The organism is Amycolatopsis sp. NPDC049688, from assembly GCF_040674975.1.
Taxonomy (GTDB): Bacteria; Actinomycetota; Actinomycetes; order Mycobacteriales; family Pseudonocardiaceae; genus Amycolatopsis.
Genome location: NZ_JBFANY010000006.1, coordinates 359776 through 376585, shown reverse-complemented (window position 1 = coordinate 376585; position 16810 = coordinate 359776). Strand labels below are relative to the sequence as shown.

15 protein-coding genes and 1 riboswitch are annotated in these 16810 nt (G+C 71.8%); of the genes, 12 read left to right on the top strand and 3 right to left on the bottom strand.

The window, feature by feature from the left end:
- The first annotated feature begins 109 nt into the window (after window positions 1-109).
- Together AB0J55_RS22930 and AB0J55_RS22925 are read left to right on the top strand one after the other, a co-directional pair.
- Window positions 110-667 carry a hypothetical protein gene (locus AB0J55_RS22930; protein ID WP_364251747.1) on the top strand — a complete coding sequence of 186 codons (558 nt, stop codon included), beginning with the start codon at window positions 110-112 and terminating at the stop codon, window positions 665-667.
- Window positions 664-1854 (top strand): MAB_1171c family putative transporter, encoded by a 1191-nt coding sequence (locus tag AB0J55_RS22925; RefSeq protein ID WP_364251744.1) that lies wholly within the window; start codon window positions 664-666, stop codon window positions 1852-1854. The genes AB0J55_RS22930 and AB0J55_RS22925 overlap by 4 nt, the downstream gene beginning before the upstream one ends.
- A gap of 45 nt (window positions 1855-1899) precedes the next feature.
- On the opposite strand, the gene AB0J55_RS22920 is transcribed toward AB0J55_RS22925, so the two are convergent.
- The gene (locus tag AB0J55_RS22920; RefSeq protein ID WP_364251741.1) at window positions 1900-2799 is read right to left on the bottom strand and encodes an SMP-30/gluconolactonase/LRE family protein; all 900 of its coding nucleotides are present in this window, start codon (window positions 2797-2799) and stop codon (window positions 1900-1902) included.
- A gap of 296 nt (window positions 2800-3095) precedes the next feature.
- On the opposite strand from AB0J55_RS22920, the gene AB0J55_RS22915 reads away from it, so the two are divergent.
- From AB0J55_RS22915 to AB0J55_RS22905, 3 genes are all read left to right on the top strand, one after another.
- Entirely contained in the window at window positions 3096-3419 is a 324-nt protein-coding gene (locus AB0J55_RS22915; RefSeq protein ID WP_003090651.1) for a PadR family transcriptional regulator, read from the top strand.
- Window positions 3416-4621 (top strand): hypothetical protein, encoded by a 1206-nt coding sequence (locus AB0J55_RS22910; RefSeq protein ID WP_364251738.1) that lies wholly within the window; start codon window positions 3416-3418, stop codon window positions 4619-4621. The genes AB0J55_RS22915 and AB0J55_RS22910 overlap by 4 nt, the downstream gene beginning before the upstream one ends.
- Window positions 4622-4788: 167 nt before the next feature.
- The gene (locus AB0J55_RS22905; protein ID WP_364251960.1) at window positions 4789-5676 is read left to right on the top strand and encodes an alpha/beta hydrolase; all 888 of its coding nucleotides are present in this window, start codon (window positions 4789-4791) and stop codon (window positions 5674-5676) included.
- A 560-nt stretch (window positions 5677-6236) separates the two neighbouring features.
- On the opposite strand, the gene AB0J55_RS22900 is transcribed toward AB0J55_RS22905, so the two are convergent.
- Window positions 6237-6758 (bottom strand): general stress protein, encoded by a 522-nt coding sequence (locus AB0J55_RS22900; RefSeq protein ID WP_364251735.1) that lies wholly within the window; start codon window positions 6756-6758, stop codon window positions 6237-6239.
- Window positions 6759-6987: 229 nt separating this feature from the next.
- Between AB0J55_RS22900 and AB0J55_RS22895 the strand changes: the two genes are divergently transcribed.
- From AB0J55_RS22895 to AB0J55_RS22875, 5 genes are read left to right on the top strand one after another with little or no spacing between them, the layout of a single operon-like run.
- Complete coding sequence (locus AB0J55_RS22895; protein ID WP_364251957.1) at window positions 6988-8334, top strand: glutamine synthetase family protein; 1347 nt, start codon at window positions 6988-6990, stop codon at window positions 8332-8334.
- Window positions 8315-9022: a gamma-glutamyl-gamma-aminobutyrate hydrolase family protein gene (locus AB0J55_RS22890; RefSeq protein WP_364251733.1), complete on the top strand. Its 708-nt coding sequence runs from the start codon at window positions 8315-8317 to the stop codon at window positions 9020-9022. The genes AB0J55_RS22895 and AB0J55_RS22890 overlap by 20 nt, the downstream gene beginning before the upstream one ends.
- Entirely contained in the window at window positions 9019-10383 is a 1365-nt protein-coding gene (locus AB0J55_RS22885; protein WP_364251730.1) for an aldehyde dehydrogenase family protein, read from the top strand. The genes AB0J55_RS22890 and AB0J55_RS22885 overlap by 4 nt, the downstream gene beginning before the upstream one ends.
- The gene (locus tag AB0J55_RS22880; protein WP_364251727.1) at window positions 10383-11150 is read left to right on the top strand and encodes a 3-oxoacyl-ACP reductase; all 768 of its coding nucleotides are present in this window, start codon (window positions 10383-10385) and stop codon (window positions 11148-11150) included. The genes AB0J55_RS22885 and AB0J55_RS22880 overlap by 1 nt, the downstream gene beginning before the upstream one ends.
- 12 nt (window positions 11151-11162) lie before the next feature.
- The gene (locus AB0J55_RS22875; protein ID WP_364251724.1) at window positions 11163-12113 is read left to right on the top strand and encodes a cyclase family protein; all 951 of its coding nucleotides are present in this window, start codon (window positions 11163-11165) and stop codon (window positions 12111-12113) included.
- Here AB0J55_RS22875 and AB0J55_RS22870 read toward each other — a convergent pair.
- A complete protein-coding gene (locus AB0J55_RS22870) occupies window positions 12110-12307 on the bottom strand; it encodes a hypothetical protein (protein WP_364251721.1) in 198 nt (65 codons plus the stop codon). The genes AB0J55_RS22875 and AB0J55_RS22870 overlap by 4 nt on opposite strands.
- A gap of 72 nt (window positions 12308-12379) precedes the next feature.
- Here AB0J55_RS22870 and AB0J55_RS22865 point away from each other — a divergent pair, with 72 nt between their 5' ends.
- Both AB0J55_RS22865 and gcvP read left to right on the top strand, forming a co-directional pair.
- Complete coding sequence (locus AB0J55_RS22865) at window positions 12380-13672, top strand: helix-turn-helix transcriptional regulator (RefSeq protein ID WP_364251718.1); 1293 nt, start codon at window positions 12380-12382, stop codon at window positions 13670-13672.
- Between the two features lie 169 nt (window positions 13673-13841).
- Window positions 13842-13940: riboswitch (glycine riboswitch) on the top strand.
- 38 nt (window positions 13941-13978) lie between these two features.
- Window positions 13979-16810, top strand: a complete 2832-nt coding sequence (gcvP, locus tag AB0J55_RS22860; protein ID WP_364251954.1) for an aminomethyl-transferring glycine dehydrogenase — start codon at window positions 13979-13981, stop codon at window positions 16808-16810.

Below are 16810 nucleotides of genomic sequence, written 5' to 3'. Positions count from 1 at the left end.
TCCGGCGTTCGTGCGTCGGATTTTTCCCCGGCCGCGCAACCACGGGACCCCTGCCGCGTTGATCCGGCTGGAACCGTTCGGCCCGGGTGTGGTGAGGGAGGCCTGAACAGTGGCGCGACCATCGTGGCGGCGGCGACCGGCCCGCTCGCTCTGGCAGCGGGCACGGGAAGTCGCCGATGCCGTCAGCCTGCCCGAGCCGTTCGACGCCGGGGACTTCGTCGCGGCGCTGGCCGCCGAGCGGGGGCGCCCGATCGAGCTGATGCCCGTCAGCGCTCCCGAAGGTGCGCCGTGCGGGCTGCTGATGAGCACCGAACGCGCCGACTACATCCTCTACCCGACCGACACGACCGCGCTGCACCGGCGGCACATTCTGCTGCACGAGGTCGGGCACCTGCTGTGCGGCCACGTCGGCTCCGACGCCGGCGCCGACGGGGTGGCCATCGACGCCGCGGCGGGGCGGCAGCTGATGCCGAACCTCTCGCCCGAGCTGGTCCGGCGCGTGCTCGGGCGCACGACCTACTCCGAGGTCGAGGAGCGCGAAGCCGAACTCGTCGCGAGCCTGCTCGCGCAACGCGTCGTCCGGCCGGCCGGGCCGCGTGAGCCCGCGCCCGGTGTCCCGGACGGCGTCCGGCGCTTCGATTCGGTGTTCGGGCGCCGCACGCCGTGATCGAGTCGCTCGCCTACTACCTCTGCCTCGCGGGCTTCGCCGGGTTCGGGTACAAGCTGATCGAGGCGCGCGGCAGCCAGCCGCCGCGCACGATGTGGTTCCTCGCCGGCTTCGGCATCTGCATCGCCACCGGCATCGTCGTGCTGACGCCGGCGATGTCGGCGCTGGCCGGCCCGGGCCCGGTGGCCGAGTGGGTCCTGAGCCTGGCCGGCGACGAGCTCAAGCTGGGCGCGATCGGCTTCGCGGTCGCGTTCACGCAGTCGGTGTGGCGCGGCGAGGGTGCCCGGCTCGCGCCGCACGCGCTGTTCACCGCGGCGACGATGGTGCTGCTGGCGGTGTGTTTCGCCCTTTCCGAGCCGCGGCGCGTCGGCGACGAGACGGTGTTCTCCGCCGCCGCGCTGCCATTTGCCCTGGCCGACAAGGCGCTGTTCCTGCTCTACAGCCTGATCAGCCTGGGCCTGCTGTTCGCGGTGTTCGCCCGCAGCGCGTGGCACGCGGAGCCGGGGCCGCTGCGCGCCGGGCTGTGGCTACTGGTGGTCGGCGTGGGGTCGGCGTTCGCGTGGACGTTCTGGGACGTCGACGACGTCCGCCGGCTCGCGGAGTCGGCGCGGATCGGCGCCAGGGAGGACGTGCTGTCGTCGGTCCTCGCGGCGGTGACGGTCGTTTCCGTGGCGGCCGGGGCGACGCTGAGCGCGTGGTCGCCGGCGGTGTCGTCGGTGATCGGCCGGATCCGCGCGTACCGCGCCTACCGCCGCATCGAGCCGTTGTGGACGGCGTTGCGCACGGCGGTCCCGGGCATCGCCCTGGACCCGGGCCGCGAGCTGGCGGGCGGCGCGGAGTTCGCGCTGTACCGCCGCGTCATCGAAATCCGCGACGGCCACCTGGCCCTGCGAGCCCACTTCGACCCGGACCTCCCAGCCCGAGCGGAGGCGGCGGCCAGGCGAGCAGGAGTCCGCGAAGCAGAGGTGGCGGCCACGGTGGAGGCCCTGACCCTGGCGGCGGCGATCGAGGCGGGCCGGGCAGGCCGCCGGTTCGACCGCGAGCCCGACCCCGGAGCAGCGCCGGACACCGACACGGACGCCGACGCGGACGTCACGGCCGAGGCGGCCTGGCTGGTCCAGGTGAGCCGGGCCTGGCAGCGCCGCGACGCCTTGGTCGAGGGGGTTGGCGCGGCCCCGCCCGGCTAGCCCAGCCCCGGCCCCTTCTCGCCCGCCCCGCCGTCACTCCGCAGATCAGCGCGGGTAGCGGGCCCCGTTCACCGTCACCCGCAACGTATACAGCGAGCTCGAAGCCGTGATGAACAGCTCGTTCCCCCTCGCTCCGCCGAACGTGAAGTTCGAGCAGACCTCCGGCACCCGCAGCTTGCCGATGCGGGTGCCGTCCGGTGCGAAACAGTGCAGGCCGTCGTGGGCCGCCGCCCAGACCTGGCCTTCGCTGTCCACCCGGACCCCGTCGAAGCCGCCGCTGTCGCTCGTCGCGAAGATCTCGCCGCCCGTCAACGCGCCCCCGGCGACCGAAAACACCCGGATGTGGCTCGGGTCCTGGCGGGTGTCGGCGATGTACAGCCGCGATTCGTCGGCCGAGAACGCCAGGCCGTTCGGCCGCGAGAAGTCGTCCGCGACGATCGTCACCGTGCCGTCCGGGTCGGCCCGGTACACGTGGCAGCCGCCGATTTCGCTCTCCGCGCGGTAGCCCTCGTAGTCGCTGTCGATGCCGTAACTCGGGTCGGTGAACCAGATCGACCCGTCCGAGTGCTCGACGACGTCGTTCGGACTGTTCAGCCGCTTTCCCCGGTACTCCGACGCGAGGACCGTGACCGAGCCGTCGTGCTCGGTGCGCGTCACCCGGCGGGTGCCCTGCTCGCAGCTGACCAGCCGCCCGCGGCGGTCGACCGTGTGCCCGTTCGCGTAGTTCGACGGCTGCCGGAACACGCCGACCTGGCCCGTCGTCTCGTCCCAGCGCAGGGTGCGGTCGTTCGGGATGTCGCTGAACACCAGGTACCGGCCGGCCGGGAAGTACGCCGGGCCCTCGGTCCAGCGGCAGCCCGTGTGCAGGCGCTGCATCCACTCGTCGCCGTTGACGCGCCGGAACCGCTCGTCCAGCAGCTGGAAGTCCGTCTTGACCAGGTCCATCGCTCACCCCTAAATGAGATTCTGCCGAAAGCATGCTGCACCGCCAGGGCCGCCCACGAACGGGTGCGCAAGCCGGCGCGCGCACGGCGACGACCGAAGACCTCCAGGCGTCGTTGCGCCGGCTGTTCGCGATCGACGGCGTCAACCGGCACGCAGACCATCGTCGTCCTCGAATCCTTCTTCGAGCGCCCGGTCGACACCGGGGCCTGACGGAAGGCGGCGCGCGAGGGGCCCTCCGCCGTGCGCACTACTGTGCAATGCGTGGTACCTTCCCGTGCGTAAGACTGGAGGGTGCAGTGGAGATCAGTCAGCTGCTCAAAGGGGTGCTCGACCTCGCCGTTCTCGCGGTGCTCCGCGAGGAGGACGGCTACGGGTACGACGTGCTGCGAAGACTCCGGGCCGCCGGCCTGGACGAGGTGGGGGACGCATCGGTGTACGGGACGCTGCGCAGGCTCTACAAGGCCGGCCTGCTGACCTCGTACGTGGTGCCCAGCGAAGAGGGGCCCCACCGCAAGTACTACAGCCTGAACGAGCCGGGCCGGGCCCGGCTGGCGGAGTCGGGCAAGACCTGGCAGAGCTTCGCATCGACGATGAACGCGCTTTTGGGAGAGGCAGCATGAGCGACAAGCCGACCGCCGTGCGGGTGTATCTGGCGCGGGTCAGGACCGCGCTCGCCGACCTGCCCGCGAGCGAGATCGAAGAGATCCTCGAGGACGTCCGCCCGCACCTGGCGGAGCTCGAAGCCGAGCTGGGGGAGGGCGCCCGCGTCGAGGCGCTGATCGAACGGCTCGGCTCGCCCGAAAGCTACGCCGCCGAGCTGCGCGCGTCCGGCGGGTACCCGGCGCCGGGCGAGGGGGCGACGCAGGTGATGACGACGGCCGCCGCGCCCAGCCTGGTGAAGCCGCGGATCGCGCTGTGGGGGCTGATGCTCTGTTCGGTGGGGCTCGGGCTGTTCGCGTTCGGCGCCGCCGTCACGGTCAGGCCGGACCCGCTCATCGGGTTGTTCCTGCTCGCGCCGGTGTTCCTCGTCAGCCTGGCGCTGTTGCTGCGCGGCGGGGTCGAGCCGGTGCTGGCGCTGCCGGAAGTGGCCTGGCTGCGCACCACGATGGCCAAGGGGCGCGAGCAGGACGAGTCCGGCAAGCTGCTGCGGTACTTCGCGTCGCTGAAGCCGGCGTGGTGGGTGCTGTGCGCCTTGGCCCTGATCGCGTTCGGGCTGCTGTTCATGCTGCGGCACCGCGGCGCGGTGATCATGCTGCCGTTCCTGCTCGTCGTCGGCGTCGCGGCCGTGTGGGCGGGTCCGCGCGTGCGCACCGACCGGCGGCTGCTGTGGGTGTCCGTGCCGATTTCGGCGTTCGTCATCGGGGCCACGCTCGGCGGGTTCGGGGCCGTGGTGGACCTCTTCGCCCGCGGGGCCTCCTACTCGGGCCCGTCGTCGTACTACCCGTCGTCGGCCGACCACTACGGCAACGACCAGCTCATCTACGGTGGCCGCGAGGTCGACAACCTCTACGCGTTCGACGCCGAGGGCAAGGCGCTGACCGAGGTCTACCTCTACGACGAGGACGGCAGGCCGATCACGGTGACCCGCTACGGCTGCGAGCGCGCGAGCGGTACCCGGCAGAAGATCGGCCAGGACAACCGGTTCCCGCGGCCGAAGATCGACCAGGGCGTCACCGACGACCAGGGCAACTTCAACGGCTACAACGGCTACCGCGGCGCCTGCCGCGAGATCGCGGAGGTGCCGTTCAACGCCGCGATCCCGAAGGTGACGGCCCCGCCGGCCACCACGGCACCGACGCCGGCACCGACGCCGACGAGGTAAGGGGACCGGGCGCCAGGAGCGGAGGCGGGGGGCCGCTCCTGGCGTTCACCTGATCCGAACGCGCGCGAAACGTCCCGCCAACGCGGGCGTGCTGAGCTGGGCGGGTGCTTCCGGAAGCCTTCGCCCCGCGGACCCGGGTGGTCCACGGGTACGAGCGCGCGTACCGGATGGCCGGGCGCGGCCCCGCGCTGCTCTTCCTGCACGGCATCGGCGACGATTCGTCGACGTGGCTGGACCTGCTGACGTCGCTGGCGGACGACTTCACGGTCATCGCGCCCGACCTGCTCGGCCACGGCTTTTCGGCGAAACCGCGCGCGGACTATTCGGTCGCCGCCTACGCGTGCGGCATGCGCGACCTGCTGACCACCCTCGACGTCGACCGGGTGACGGTCGTCGGCCACTCCCTCGGCGGCGGCGTCGCGATGCAGTTCGCCTACCAGTTCCCGGAACGCTGCGAACGCCTGGTCCTGGTGGGCTCGGGCGGGGTCGGCGCGAGCGTCCACCCACTGCTGCGCCTGGCCGCGGCGCCGGGCGCGGGGCTGCTGCTGCCGCTGCTGGGCGTCCCGCCGGCGTTGCCGGTGCTGCGCAGGGTGGCCGGGGCGCTGCGGATTTCCGACGACCTCGACTACGTGGTCACCCGCTACCTCCGCCTGGCCGAGCCGGGCACGCGGTCGGCGTTCCTGCGGACTCTGCGCTCGGTCGTCGACTGGCGCGGGCAGGTCGTCAACATGCTGGACCGGTGCTACCTCACTCGGGGGATCCCGACGCTGCTGGTGTGGGGCACGGAGGACCGGGTGGTGCCGAGCGGCCACGCGCTGCGCGCGCACCGGGCGATGCCGGGCAGCCGGCTGGTGCTTTTCGAAGGGGCAGGCCACTTCCCGCACCGGTCGGCGCCGAAGCAGTTCCTGGAGATCCTGCGCGAGTTCCTGGCGGAGACACCGCCGGCCGAGTACGACCGGGCGCGGTGGGGTGAGCTGCTGCGGGCGGGCCGCCCGGAGGAGCCCTCCGCGGTCGCCGATGTGCCCGACGCGCCGACGGTGTCGTCGGGCACCTGAGCAGCCCCCGTTTTCCACGCTACCGGCGGCCACCGACGGTTCCGGGCCGCCGGTGGGATCGGTGTGGATGATCGGGGTGTCGGCTCGGCGTTGTGGACAACCCGGGTCCCACCGGCCGCGGATCTCCGGAACTGTCGGACCTTCCCGGTAGCGTGGAATCGGGGGCTGCTCAGGGGCCGGGGGACTGCTGCGGAGCGGGGCCGCTCGGACTCAGCGGTTGTTCGTTGCGGGGGTCGCTCCGACACCGCGGGTGCCGGGGTCAACTGGGCACAGGGCCTCTCGGGCATGACGGCTGCCTGGGGCGCGGGTCTGCTTGGGTGCGGGGCGCGCGGGCATTGCGGCCGCTCGGACCCGCAAGCTGCTCGAGCACGGGGCTCGGCACAGGGGCCGTCCAGACATGTCGGCCGCCCGAACACGGCCGCCGGACACGGCAAAGGCCGCCTCCCAGGGGAGGCGGCCGCGGATCTCCGGAACTGTCGGACCTTCCCGGTAGCGTGGAATCGGGGGCTGCTCAGGCACGACGAAGGCCGCCTCCGGGGGAGGCGGCCTTCGAACTCGAATCAGTGGCCGAACGCGCTGCGCGCCGCGAGGTCGGCCAGCAGGGCGCGGCCCTTCTCGGCGTTGCGGGGCTGGGCCAGGACGTCGTAGCGGCGGGCCACCAGCTGGCTCTGCGAGACGAACCCGCGCTTGTTCCGGTTCACCGCGTAGCCCAGTGCGCCGAACAGCAGGTTGAACCCGAGCCCGGCGACCAGGCCGATGACGATGGGCACCAGGCCGGCGCCCGGGTTGAGCAGGCTGAGCATCAGGCCGAGGAACAGGCCGAACAGCGCACCGGACGTCGCCGCGCTGCTCAGCACGCGGCCCCACGACATCTTGCCCGCGACCCGCTCGACGAGCATCGGCTCCACGCCCACGATCGTGACGTCGGTGACGGGGAAGTCGGTGCCCGCGAGGTGGTCGACCGCGCGCTGGGCCTGCTCGTAGGACTCGTACGAACCGATCGGCCAGCCGGTGGGCATGGTCGGCAGCTGGGGCCGGGCCTGCTGTCCGATCGTGCTCTGCTGCGTGAATGCTGTGGTCATCGATCTCACCTCTCTTGCCCTGTCCAACGTGCGAGGGCCCCGGTTTCCTCCCGGCCGGGTGAATTCACAGACTCTTCTCAGCCGGGCAAGCCGGACAATCCGGCCGCCGCGGCAATGGTTCAAAATGATACCTTTGTTCCGGTTGACCCCGCCGAGCTCACCGGGTAGGAAGGATCGGCAAAGGATTCATACCAAACCTTTGGGGCGACGGATGGCACGCAGGCGAGGCATGCTCACGCTCGACGAACTCCGGGCGCGCGTGGACGCGGGCACGATCGACACGGTGCTCGTCGCGCTCACCGACATGCAGGGCAGGCTGCAGGGCAAGCGCTGCTCGGCCGAGTACTTCCTGGACGAGGTCGTCGGCCACGCCACCGAGGCCTGCAACTACCTCCTCGCCGTCGACGTCGACATGAACACCGTCGGCGGCTACGCGCTTTCCTCCTGGGACAGCGGCTACGGCGACTTCGTGCTGCGCCCCGACCTCGAGACGCTGCGCGAGATCCCCTGGCACGAAGGCACCGCGCTGGTCCTCGCCGACGTCGAGCGCGTCGAAGGCGGCCCCGTCCCGATGTCGCCGCGCCAGATCCTGCGCCGTCAGCTCGACCGGCTCGCCGAACGCGGGCTCGCCGCCTTCGTCGGCACCGAGCTCGAGTTCATCGTCTTCGACGACACCTACGAGAGCGCCTGGGACAAGCGCTACCACGGTCTCAAGCCCGCCAACCAGTACAACGTCGACTACTCGATGCTCGGCACCGCGCGGCTGGAGCCGCTGCTGCGCCGCATCCGCAACGACATGGCCGGCGCCGGGCTCTACCCGGAGTCCGCCAAGGGCGAGTGCAACCCCGGCCAGCAGGAGATCGCCTTCCGCTACACCGACGCGCTCACCACCTGCGACAACCACAGCGTCTACAAGAACGGCGCCAAGGAGATCGCCGCGCAGGAGGGCAAAAGCCTCACCTTCATGGCGAAGTACAACGAGCGCGAGGGCAACTCCTGCCACATCCACATCAGCCTGCGCTCGACCGAGGGCCGGGCCGTCCTGGCCGGGGACGGCGAGCACGGCTTCTCGACGCTGATGGAGCAGTTCCTCGCCGGCCAGCTCGCCGGGCTGCACGAGCTGACCTACTTCCTCGCGCCGAACATCAACTCCTACAAGCGGTTCGTGCCCGGCAGCTTCGCGCCGACGGCGATCGCGTGGGGCACCGACAACCGCACCTGCGCGCTGCGCGTGGTCGGGCACGGCGAGTCGCTGCGCGTCGAGAACCGGGTGCCGGGCGGGGACGTCAACCCGTACCTCGCCGTCGCCGCGCTCATCGCCGCCGGCCTGCACGGCATCGAGAACGAGCTGGAACTGGAAGAGCCGTTCACCGGCAACGCCTACAACTCCGGCCGCGGCACCGTGCCGACGACGCTGCCCGAAGCCGCCGCGGCGCTGGCGGAGAGCGGCCTCGCGCGCGCGGCCTTCGGCGACGACGTCGTCGACCACTACCTGAACGCGGCGAAGATCGAGATCGACGCCTACAACGCCGCCGTCACCGACTGGGAGCTCGTCCGTGGCTTCGAACGACTCTAGGCCCGTCATCGGGCTGACGTCCTACCTCGAACCCGCGAAGTTCGGCGTCTGGGACACCGAAGCCGTACTGCTGCACCGGGTCTACGTCGACTGCGTCATCACGGCCGGTGGCATCCCGGTGCTGCTGCCGCCGGTGTCCGACGCGCACGAACGGCTGGTGTCCACTGTGGACGGGCTGGTGCTCACCGGCGGCGCCGACGTCGAACCCGCCCGCTACGGCCACGAGCCACACCCGGCCACCTACACCCGGCCGGCGCGCGACGCCTTCGAGTTCGGCCTGTTCGCAGCGGCCCGGCGCGCACGCAAGCCGGTGCTCGGCGTGTGCCGCGGCCTGCAGGTGATGAGCGTCGCCCTCGGCGGCACCCTGACCCAGCACCTGCCCGAAAGCGGCACCACCGACCACCAACCCGCGCCGGCGACGTTCGGCCGGGGCACCGTCACGCTCGCCGAAGGCAGCCGGGCGGCGGCGATCCTCGGGCCCGAAACCAAGACGCTCTGCTACCACCACCAGGCGATCGACCGGCTCGGCACCGGCCTGGAAGCGGTCGGCTGGGCGGCCGACGGCACCGTCGAGGCCGCTGAACTCCCTGGTGAGTTCATCCTCGGCGTCCAGTGGCACCCCGAGCAGGACAGTGACGACGTCCGGCTGTTCCAGGCTCTCGTCGAAGCGAGCAAGGAGAGGCGATGACCACCTTTGACGTCCTGAACCCGGCCACCGAGGAGGTGGTGCGGAGCATCCCCCTGACCAGCGCCGAGGAAACCGACGCGGCGATCGTCCGCGCCCACGCGGCCTTCCCGGCCTGGCGCGACGTCACCCCCGGCGACCGCGCGCGCCTGCTGCGCCGGTTCGCCGATGCCGTCGAGGCCGACATCGAAAACCTCGCGCGGCTGGAGGTCGAGAACTCCGGGCACACCATCGGCAACGCCCGCTGGGAAGCGGGCAACGTCCGCGACGTCCTCAACTACTACTCCGCCGCCCCGGAACGCCTGATCGGCCAGCAGATCCCGGTGCCGGGCGGCGTCAACGTCACCTTCCAGGAACCCTTGGGCGTGGTCGGCGTGATCGTGCCGTGGAACTTCCCGATGCCGATCGCCGGCTGGGGGTTCGCGCCCGCGCTCGCCGCCGGGAACACCGTCGTCCTCAAGCCCGCCGAGCTGACGCCGCTGACCGCCGTCCGGCTGGGCGAGCTGGCGCGCGAGGCGGGCATCCCGGAGGACGTCTTCCAGGTGCTGCCGGGCAAGGGGTCCGTGGTCGGGCAGCGGTTCGTCGACCACCCGGCCGTGCGAAAGGTCGTCTTCACCGGCTCCACCGAGGTCGGCAAGCAGATCATGGCGGGCTGCGCGGCGCAGGTGAAGCGCGTGACGCTGGAGCTCGGCGGCAAGAACGCGAACATCGTCTTCGCCGACTCCGACCTGGAGAAGGCCGCGGCCACCGCGCCCTACGGCGTCTTCGACAACGCGGGCCAGGACTGCTGCGCCCGGTCCCTGATCCTGGTGCAGGCGAGCGCGTACGACCGGTTCATGGAGCTGCTGGAACCCGCCGTGCACGGCGTCGTCGTCGGCGACCCCGGCGACGAGAAGACCGAGATGGGCCCGCTGATCTCGGCCGCGCACCGGGAGAAGGTCGCCTCCTACGTCCCGGACGACGCGCCCGTGGCGTTCCGCGGCTCCGCGCCCGAAGGCCGCGGCTTCTGGTTCCCGCCGACCGTCCTCACCCCGCCGGACCTGCGGCACCCGGCCGCGGCGGAAGAGGTCTTCGGCCCGGTCGTCGCCGTCGTGCCGTTCGCGGAGGAGGCCGACGCGATCCGGATGGCCAACGCGACCGAGTACGGCCTGTCCGGGTCGATCTGGACCCGCGACGCCGGCCGCGCGTTCCGGGTTGCGCGCGGCGTCGAATCCGGCAACCTCTCGGTGAACTCGCACTCGTCGGTGCGCTACTGGACGCCGTTCGGCGGCTTCAAGCAGTCCGGCCTCGGCCGCGAGCTCGGCCCGGACGCCGCCGCGGCGTTCACCGAAACCAAGAACGTCTTTCTGAGCACGGAGGAGTAATGGTCCAGCGTTTCGAAGGCCGCGTCGCGGTCATCACCGGCGGCGCCAGCGGCATCGGGCTCGCCTCGGCCCGGCGCCTGGCGAGCGAAGGTGCGAAGGTCGTCATCGCGGACCTCTCGCCGGTCGAGGGCAAGGCGGCCGCCGACGACATCGGCGGCGCGTTCATCCAGACCGACGTCACCGACGCCGAGCAGGTCGAGAACCTGTTCCACAGCACGGTCGAGCAGTTCGGCTCGGTCGACGTCGCCTTCAACAACGCCGGGATCTCGCCGCCGGAGGACGACTCGATCCTGACCACCGGCATCGAGGCGTGGGAGCGGGTCCAGCGGGTCAACCTGACGTCGGTGTACCTGTGCTGCAAGGCCGTCCTGCCGCACATGCAGCGGCAGGGCAAGGGGTCGATCGTCAACACGGCTTCGTTCGTGGCGGTGATGGGCGCGGCGACGTCGCAGATCTCCTACACCGCGTCCAAGGGCGGCGTGCTCGCGATGAGCCGCGAGCTCGGCATCCAGTTCGCGCGGGAGAACATCCGCGTCAACGCGCTGTGCCCGGGCCCGGTGAACACGCCGCTGCTGAAGGAGCTGTTCGCGAAGGACCCGGAACGCGCGGCGCGCCGCCTGATCCACGTCCCGGTCGGCCGGTTCGCCGAGCCGGAGGAGATCGCGGCCGCGGTGGCGTTCCTGGCCAGCGACGACGCCAGCTTCATCACGGCGTCGCAGTTCCTGGTCGACGGCGGGATCTCCGGCGCGTACGTCACGCCGACCTGACAAGCTGGCGCGGTGACGGGACTGATGCCCGGCCAGGACGAGGTGCTCGGCTACTTCGAGACGCTGTCGAACTGGGGCCGGTGGGGCGACGACGACGAGCGCGGCACGCTGAACCACATCACCGACGACGTCCGGCTGGCGGCGGCGCGAGCCGTGCGCCACGGCCGGAGCGTGTCGTGCGCGTGGGAGGTGGCCGTCCCGGAAGAGATGGAGCGCTCGACGACGGCGTGCCCGTGCTTCGCCGACCTGCCGGGTGCCGGGACCATGCCGATTCCCGGGTTCCGCAACGACCGGCACTGGGGCTACTCGAACGAGCGGCTCGGCATCCTGTTCCACGGCAACACGATCACCCACCTCGACTCGCCGTGCCACATCTTCTGGGACGGCAGGATGTACAACGGGCGGCCGCACTCGCTGGTCGACGCCGAGACGGGAGCGGCGTGGGGAGCCGTCACGGCGGCGGCGGACGGAATCGTCACGCGGGGAGTCCTGCTGGACATCGCGAAGGTCCGCGGCGTGCCGTCGCTGGAACCGGGCGACGGGGTGTTCCCCGGCGATCTCGAGGAGGCCGAGCGCCGCCAGGGTGTCCGGGTGCGCTCCGGCGACGCGGTACTCCTGCGCACCGGCTACGGCCGCGTCCGGCACGAGTCCGGTCCGTCCGGCGAGTTCACGCAGGCCGGCTGGCACGCGTCCTGCCTGCCGTGGCTGCACGAACGGGGAGTCGCGCTGATCGGCGCCGACACGCCCACTGACGTCCAGCCGTCGGGGTACGACGACCTGGCGATGCCGGTGCACACCGTGGGCCTGGTGGCGATGGGCCTGTGGCTGCTCGACAACTGCGACCTCGAGGCGTGCGCGACGACGGCCGCCGAGTTCGGCCAGTGGGACTTCCAGCTCGCGATCGCTCCGGTCCGCTTCGCCGGGACGTCCGGAAGCCCGGTCAACCCGATCGCCACGTTCTAACGCCTGGTCTTCTTCTTGACGTCGTAGACCTCCCGCAGGTAGCGCCAGGCGGCGTTGAGCTTCTTGCGCTCCTCGGAGATCTCCTTCTCCCGGCGGCGCAGGATCCGGGTGGCGACCTCGGAGGCGAGGAACGCGCCGGCGGCGAAGGTCAGCACGCCGACGATCAGGGTCAGGGCGATCACGGTGGTGGTCATGGTGACCAGCGTCGGGCGCCCGTGGGCGATTCGTCCCTGCGCAAAGCTAGCGGGTTTCGTTAGCTTTGTGAGGTGACGCACTGGCGCGCCGACGACTGGGCGGAAGCGGTCCGGGCCGGGATCCGCTCCCGCGGTCTGTCCCTGGACGAGGCCGCGCGGCGCATCGGCGTCCCGACGTCGACGCTGCGCAGCTGGATCGAGCACCGGCACGCGCCGAAAGTCACCGTCTTCGACCACTGGGCCCAGCTCGCCGAGGTCACCGGGGTGAGCGAGGCCGAGCTGCTGCGCGTCGCCGGCGTTCTGCCCGAGTCGCTGGCCTCGCCGGTGCACGTGGCCCAGGCGGCGAAGGCGCTGCGGGAGGGCATCGACCGGGCCGGGCAGTTCCTCCGGCAGGCCACCGCGCTCGTCTACTCCTCGCCCGGCACGCAGGTGGCGAACGCGATCGCGGCGTCGCCGGTCGACTGGGAGATGCGGATCCGGTCGGCCACCCGCGGCGACGAGGTCCGCGTCACCTACCACCACTACGTCGGGATCGTGCCGCCGCGGGACTTCCCGTACGACGACGCCGAGGTGCGGCGGATCATCGAGCACGACGTCCTCGGCGAGCTGTGGCGGCCGCTCGGGCTGTACTGGCGGGTCGCGGAGGTGCACGACTGGCACGAGCCGCCGCGGCTGGTGATCCAGGTGCCCGAGCAGGAGGCGACGCGGCCGCCCGTGCCGTCGCCGGTCGTCGCCGCGCCGCCGGTGGTCGTGCTGTCGCCGATCTGGGGCTACGGCGAGCTGCTGGCGTCGCTGGTCGCCGACGGGCTCGGGTTCGGCAACGTCGACTTCCGCTACTCCGGGCTCCCGGACGCCATGGCCGACCGGGTCCGGGTCACCGCCCGTGAGCTGGCCGAACCCGCGCCGCGGCTGGTGCACTCGGTGCCGCCGATCATGCTGCTGCACGGCCTGGCCGTGCCGGACCTGACCGGACGGCTCCCGGTCGTCGTCCGCTACGGCCCGAAGATGCGCGCCCGGGCGGCCCGCATCTACCGGTCGGCGCTGCTCGAGGCGGGCTTCGACGACCCGCTGGAGGGTGCGCGGGCGATCGAGAAGGCGATCGCGGTCCCGCCGGGGTGCACGTATTTCGAGGTGACGCTGGCCGACGAGGACGTCTTCGACGGCGACCGGCCGTCGCTGGACCGCCTCAACGACGCGGTGGCCTGGCACGCCGAGCAGATCGTCGAGCAGGTGCTGCTGGGCGCCGGGCACCCGCCGGTGCCGGTGGGCGGCCCGTTGAAGCGCCTGGTCCTGCCGTCGGGCCGGGTCCGGCGGCCGCCCGCGCTGGCGGGCAGCGTCGTGCGTCGAACCGCGATCGAGGACTGATGTGGTGTTGCCCGGGTGAAGTAGACGCCCGCGGGACGGGCCGGGTACCGTAACCGCCACAACTGCAGATCGGGCCGTAGAGCCGAGGCGGGAGAGCCCTCACGAACGTGGTGGGGCACCGAAGGAGCAAACTCCCCGGAATCTCTCAGGTACCTGCTACCGCTTCGCGCGAGGCCACTCTGGAAAGCAGGCGCACCCGCGCCTCACCCAAGGTGAAAGCCGTGTCGCCCACGGTGAAACTCTCAGGTGCCATGACAGAGGGGGAGTTCCAGCGCACCGCTGTGTGCCCGGCCTTAGGAGCTCCCGATCACTTCCACGCAGTTCGACGCCCGCCACATCGGCCCGTCCGAGGCCGAACGCGCCAAGATGCTCGCCGAGTGCGGCTACGGCAGCCTCGACGCCCTCGTCGGCGCAGCCGTCCCGAGCGCCATCCGCGCCACCCGTGACCTGCGGCTCCCGCCCGCCGCGTCCGAAGAGGACGCCACCGCGGAGCTGCGCGCCCTCGCCGCGCGCAACCGGCCGATGACGCAGATGATCGGCCTCGGCTACTCCGACACCGTCACCCCCGGCGTGATCCGCCGCAACGTGCTGGAGAACCCGGCCTGGTACACCGCGTACACGCCCTACCAGCCCGAGATCTCCCAGGGGCGCCTCGAAGCGCTGCTCAACTTTCAGACCATGGTCGCCGACCTGACCGGCCTGGCCACCGCGAACGCCTCGCTGCTGGACGAGTCGACCGCCGTCGCCGAAGCCGTCACGCTGATGCGCCGCGCGTCCAAGTCGAAGTCGAACAAGGTCGTCCTGGACGCCGAGTGCCTGCCGCAGACCATCGCCGTCGTGCGCACCCGCGTCGAGGCCCTCGGCATCGAGGTCGAGGTCCGTGACCTGCTCACCGGCCTGCCCGAGGACTTCTTCGGCGTCGTCGTCCAGTACCCGGGTGCGTCGGGTGTGCTGCGCGGCCGCGGCTTCTACCACGCGATTTCCGAGTCGGCGAAGGCCGCGGGCGCGCTGTTCACCGTCGCCGCCGACCTCCTCGCGCTGACCCTGATCACCGCGCCCGGCGAGTTCGGGGCCGACGTCGCCGCGGGTTCGACGCAGCGCTTCGGCGTCCCGCTCGGCTACGGCGGCCCGCACGCCGGGTACATGTCGGTGCGCGCCGGGCTCGAGCGGTCGCTGCCCGGGCGTCTCGTGGGTGTCTCGGTCGACGCCGACGGCAACTCGGCCTACCGCCTCGCGCTGCAGACGCGGGAGCAGCACATCCGCCGTGAGAAGGCCACGTCGAACATCTGCACCGCGCAGGTCCTCCCGGCCGTGCTGGCCGCGATGTACGCGGTCTACCACGGCCCGGACGGCCTGAAGAAGATCGCCCGGCGCGTCCACGGCCTCGCCGCGGGCTTCGCCAGCGCCCTGCGCCGGACCGGCGTCGAGGTCGTGCACGAATCCTTCTTCGACACGGTCGTCGCGCGCGTCCCGGGCCAGGCCGCCGAGGTCCACGCCGCCGCCCGCGAAGCCGGCATCAACCTCGGCCACGTCGACGCCGACCACGTCCGCGTCGCCTTCGACGAGGTCAGCACGCCCGCGATCGCGGCGAAGGTCCTGCGTGCGTTCGGCGTCGAGGGCGAGGTCAGCGACGGCGTCGCGCTCCCGAACGGCCTGGCCCGCGAGAGCGGCTTCATGGGCCACGAGGTCTTCGGCACCCACCGCTCCGAGACGGCGATGCTGCGCTACCTGCGCAAGCTGTCCGACCAGGACTACGCGCTCGACCGCGGCATGATCCCGCTCGGCTCCTGCACCATGAAGCTCAACGCCACCACGGAGATGGAGCCGATCAGCTGGCGCGAGTTCGCCGGCATCCACCCGTTCGCGCCGGCCGAGGACGCGGCCGGGTACCACACGCTGGTCGGGCAGCTGGCCGAGTGGCTGGCCGAGGTCACCGGCTACGACAAGGTGTCGCTGCAGCCGAACGCGGGCAGCCAGGGCGAGCTCGCCGGCCTCCTCGCGATCCGCGCCTACCACCGCGCCAACGGCGACGAAGCTCGTGACGTCTGCCTGATCCCGTCGTCGGCGCACGGCACCAACGCCGCGTCCGCGGTGCTGGCCGGGATGCGCGTGGTCGTCGTCAAGTGCACCGACGAGGGCAACGTCGACCTGGCCGACCTGCGGGCCAAGGTGGACGCCCACCAGGACACCCTGGCCGCGATCATGGTGACCTACCCGTCGACCCACGGCGTGTACGAGCACGACATCGACGAGCTGGCCAAGATCGTCCACGACGGCGGCGGCCAGGTCTACGTCGACGGCGCGAACCTCAACGCCCTGCTCGGGCTGGCCAAGCCGGGCGAGTTCGGTGGCGACGTCTCGCACCTGAACCTGCACAAGACGTTCTGCATCCCGCACGGCGGTGGCGGCCCCGGTGTCGGCCCGGTCGCGGTGCGCGCGCACCTTGCGCCGTACCTGCCGAACCACCCGCTGCTCGACGCCGCCGGCCCGGAGACCGGTGTCGGCCCGATCAGCGGCGCGCCCTACGGCTCGGCGTCGATCCTGCCGATCTCCTGGGCCTACGTCCGGATGATGGGCGCGCCCGGCCTGACCGCGGCCACGAAGGTGGCCGTGCTCGCGGCGAACTACGTCGCTTCGCGGCTGGCGCCGCACTACCCGGTCCTCTACACCGGGCAGGACGGCCTGGTCGCCCACGAGTGCATCCTCGACCTGCGGCAGCTCACCAAGGAGACCGGCGTGACGGTCGACGACGTCGCCAAGCGGCTCATCGACTACGGCTTCCACGCTCCGACCATGTCGTTCCCCGTCGCGGGCACGCTGATGGTCGAGCCGACCGAGTCCGAGGACCTGGGCGAGATCGACCGGTTCTGCGACGCGATGATCGCCATCCGCGCCGAGATCGACGAGGTCGCCAACGGCCGCTGGAGCGCGGAGGAGTCGCCGCTGCGGGGCGCACCGCACACCGCGGAGACGCTGGTCGGGGAGTGGGACAAGCCCTACAGCCGCGAGCTGGCGGTGTTCCCGGCGGGTGTTTCGCGGAAGAACAAGTACTGGCCCCCGGTGCGTCGCATCGACGGCGCCCGCGGCGACCGTAACCTCGTGTGCTCCTGCCCGCCCCTCAACGCTTACGAAGGCTGA

Coding starts and splice junctions, on each gene's coding strand:
- AB0J55_RS22920 (WP_364251741.1), bottom strand. CDS start 2,799: ATGGACCTGGTCAAGACGGACTTCCAGCTGCTGGACGAGCGGTTCCGG.
- AB0J55_RS22870 (WP_364251721.1), bottom strand. CDS start 12,307: ATGACCACCACCGTGATCGCCCTGACCCTGATCGTCGGCGTGCTGACC.
- AB0J55_RS22910 (WP_364251738.1), top strand. CDS start 3,416: ATGAGCGACAAGCCGACCGCCGTGCGGGTGTATCTGGCGCGGGTCAGG.
- AB0J55_RS22885 (WP_364251730.1), top strand. CDS start 9,019: ATGACCACCTTTGACGTCCTGAACCCGGCCACCGAGGAGGTGGTGCGG.
- AB0J55_RS22880 (WP_364251727.1), top strand. CDS start 10,383: ATGGTCCAGCGTTTCGAAGGCCGCGTCGCGGTCATCACCGGCGGCGCC.
- AB0J55_RS22895 (WP_364251957.1), top strand. CDS start 6,988: ATGCTCACGCTCGACGAACTCCGGGCGCGCGTGGACGCGGGCACGATC.
- AB0J55_RS22905 (WP_364251960.1), top strand. CDS start 4,789: ATGGCCGGGCGCGGCCCCGCGCTGCTCTTCCTGCACGGCATCGGCGAC.
- AB0J55_RS22900 (WP_364251735.1), bottom strand. CDS start 6,758: ATGACCACAGCATTCACGCAGCAGAGCACGATCGGACAGCAGGCCCGG.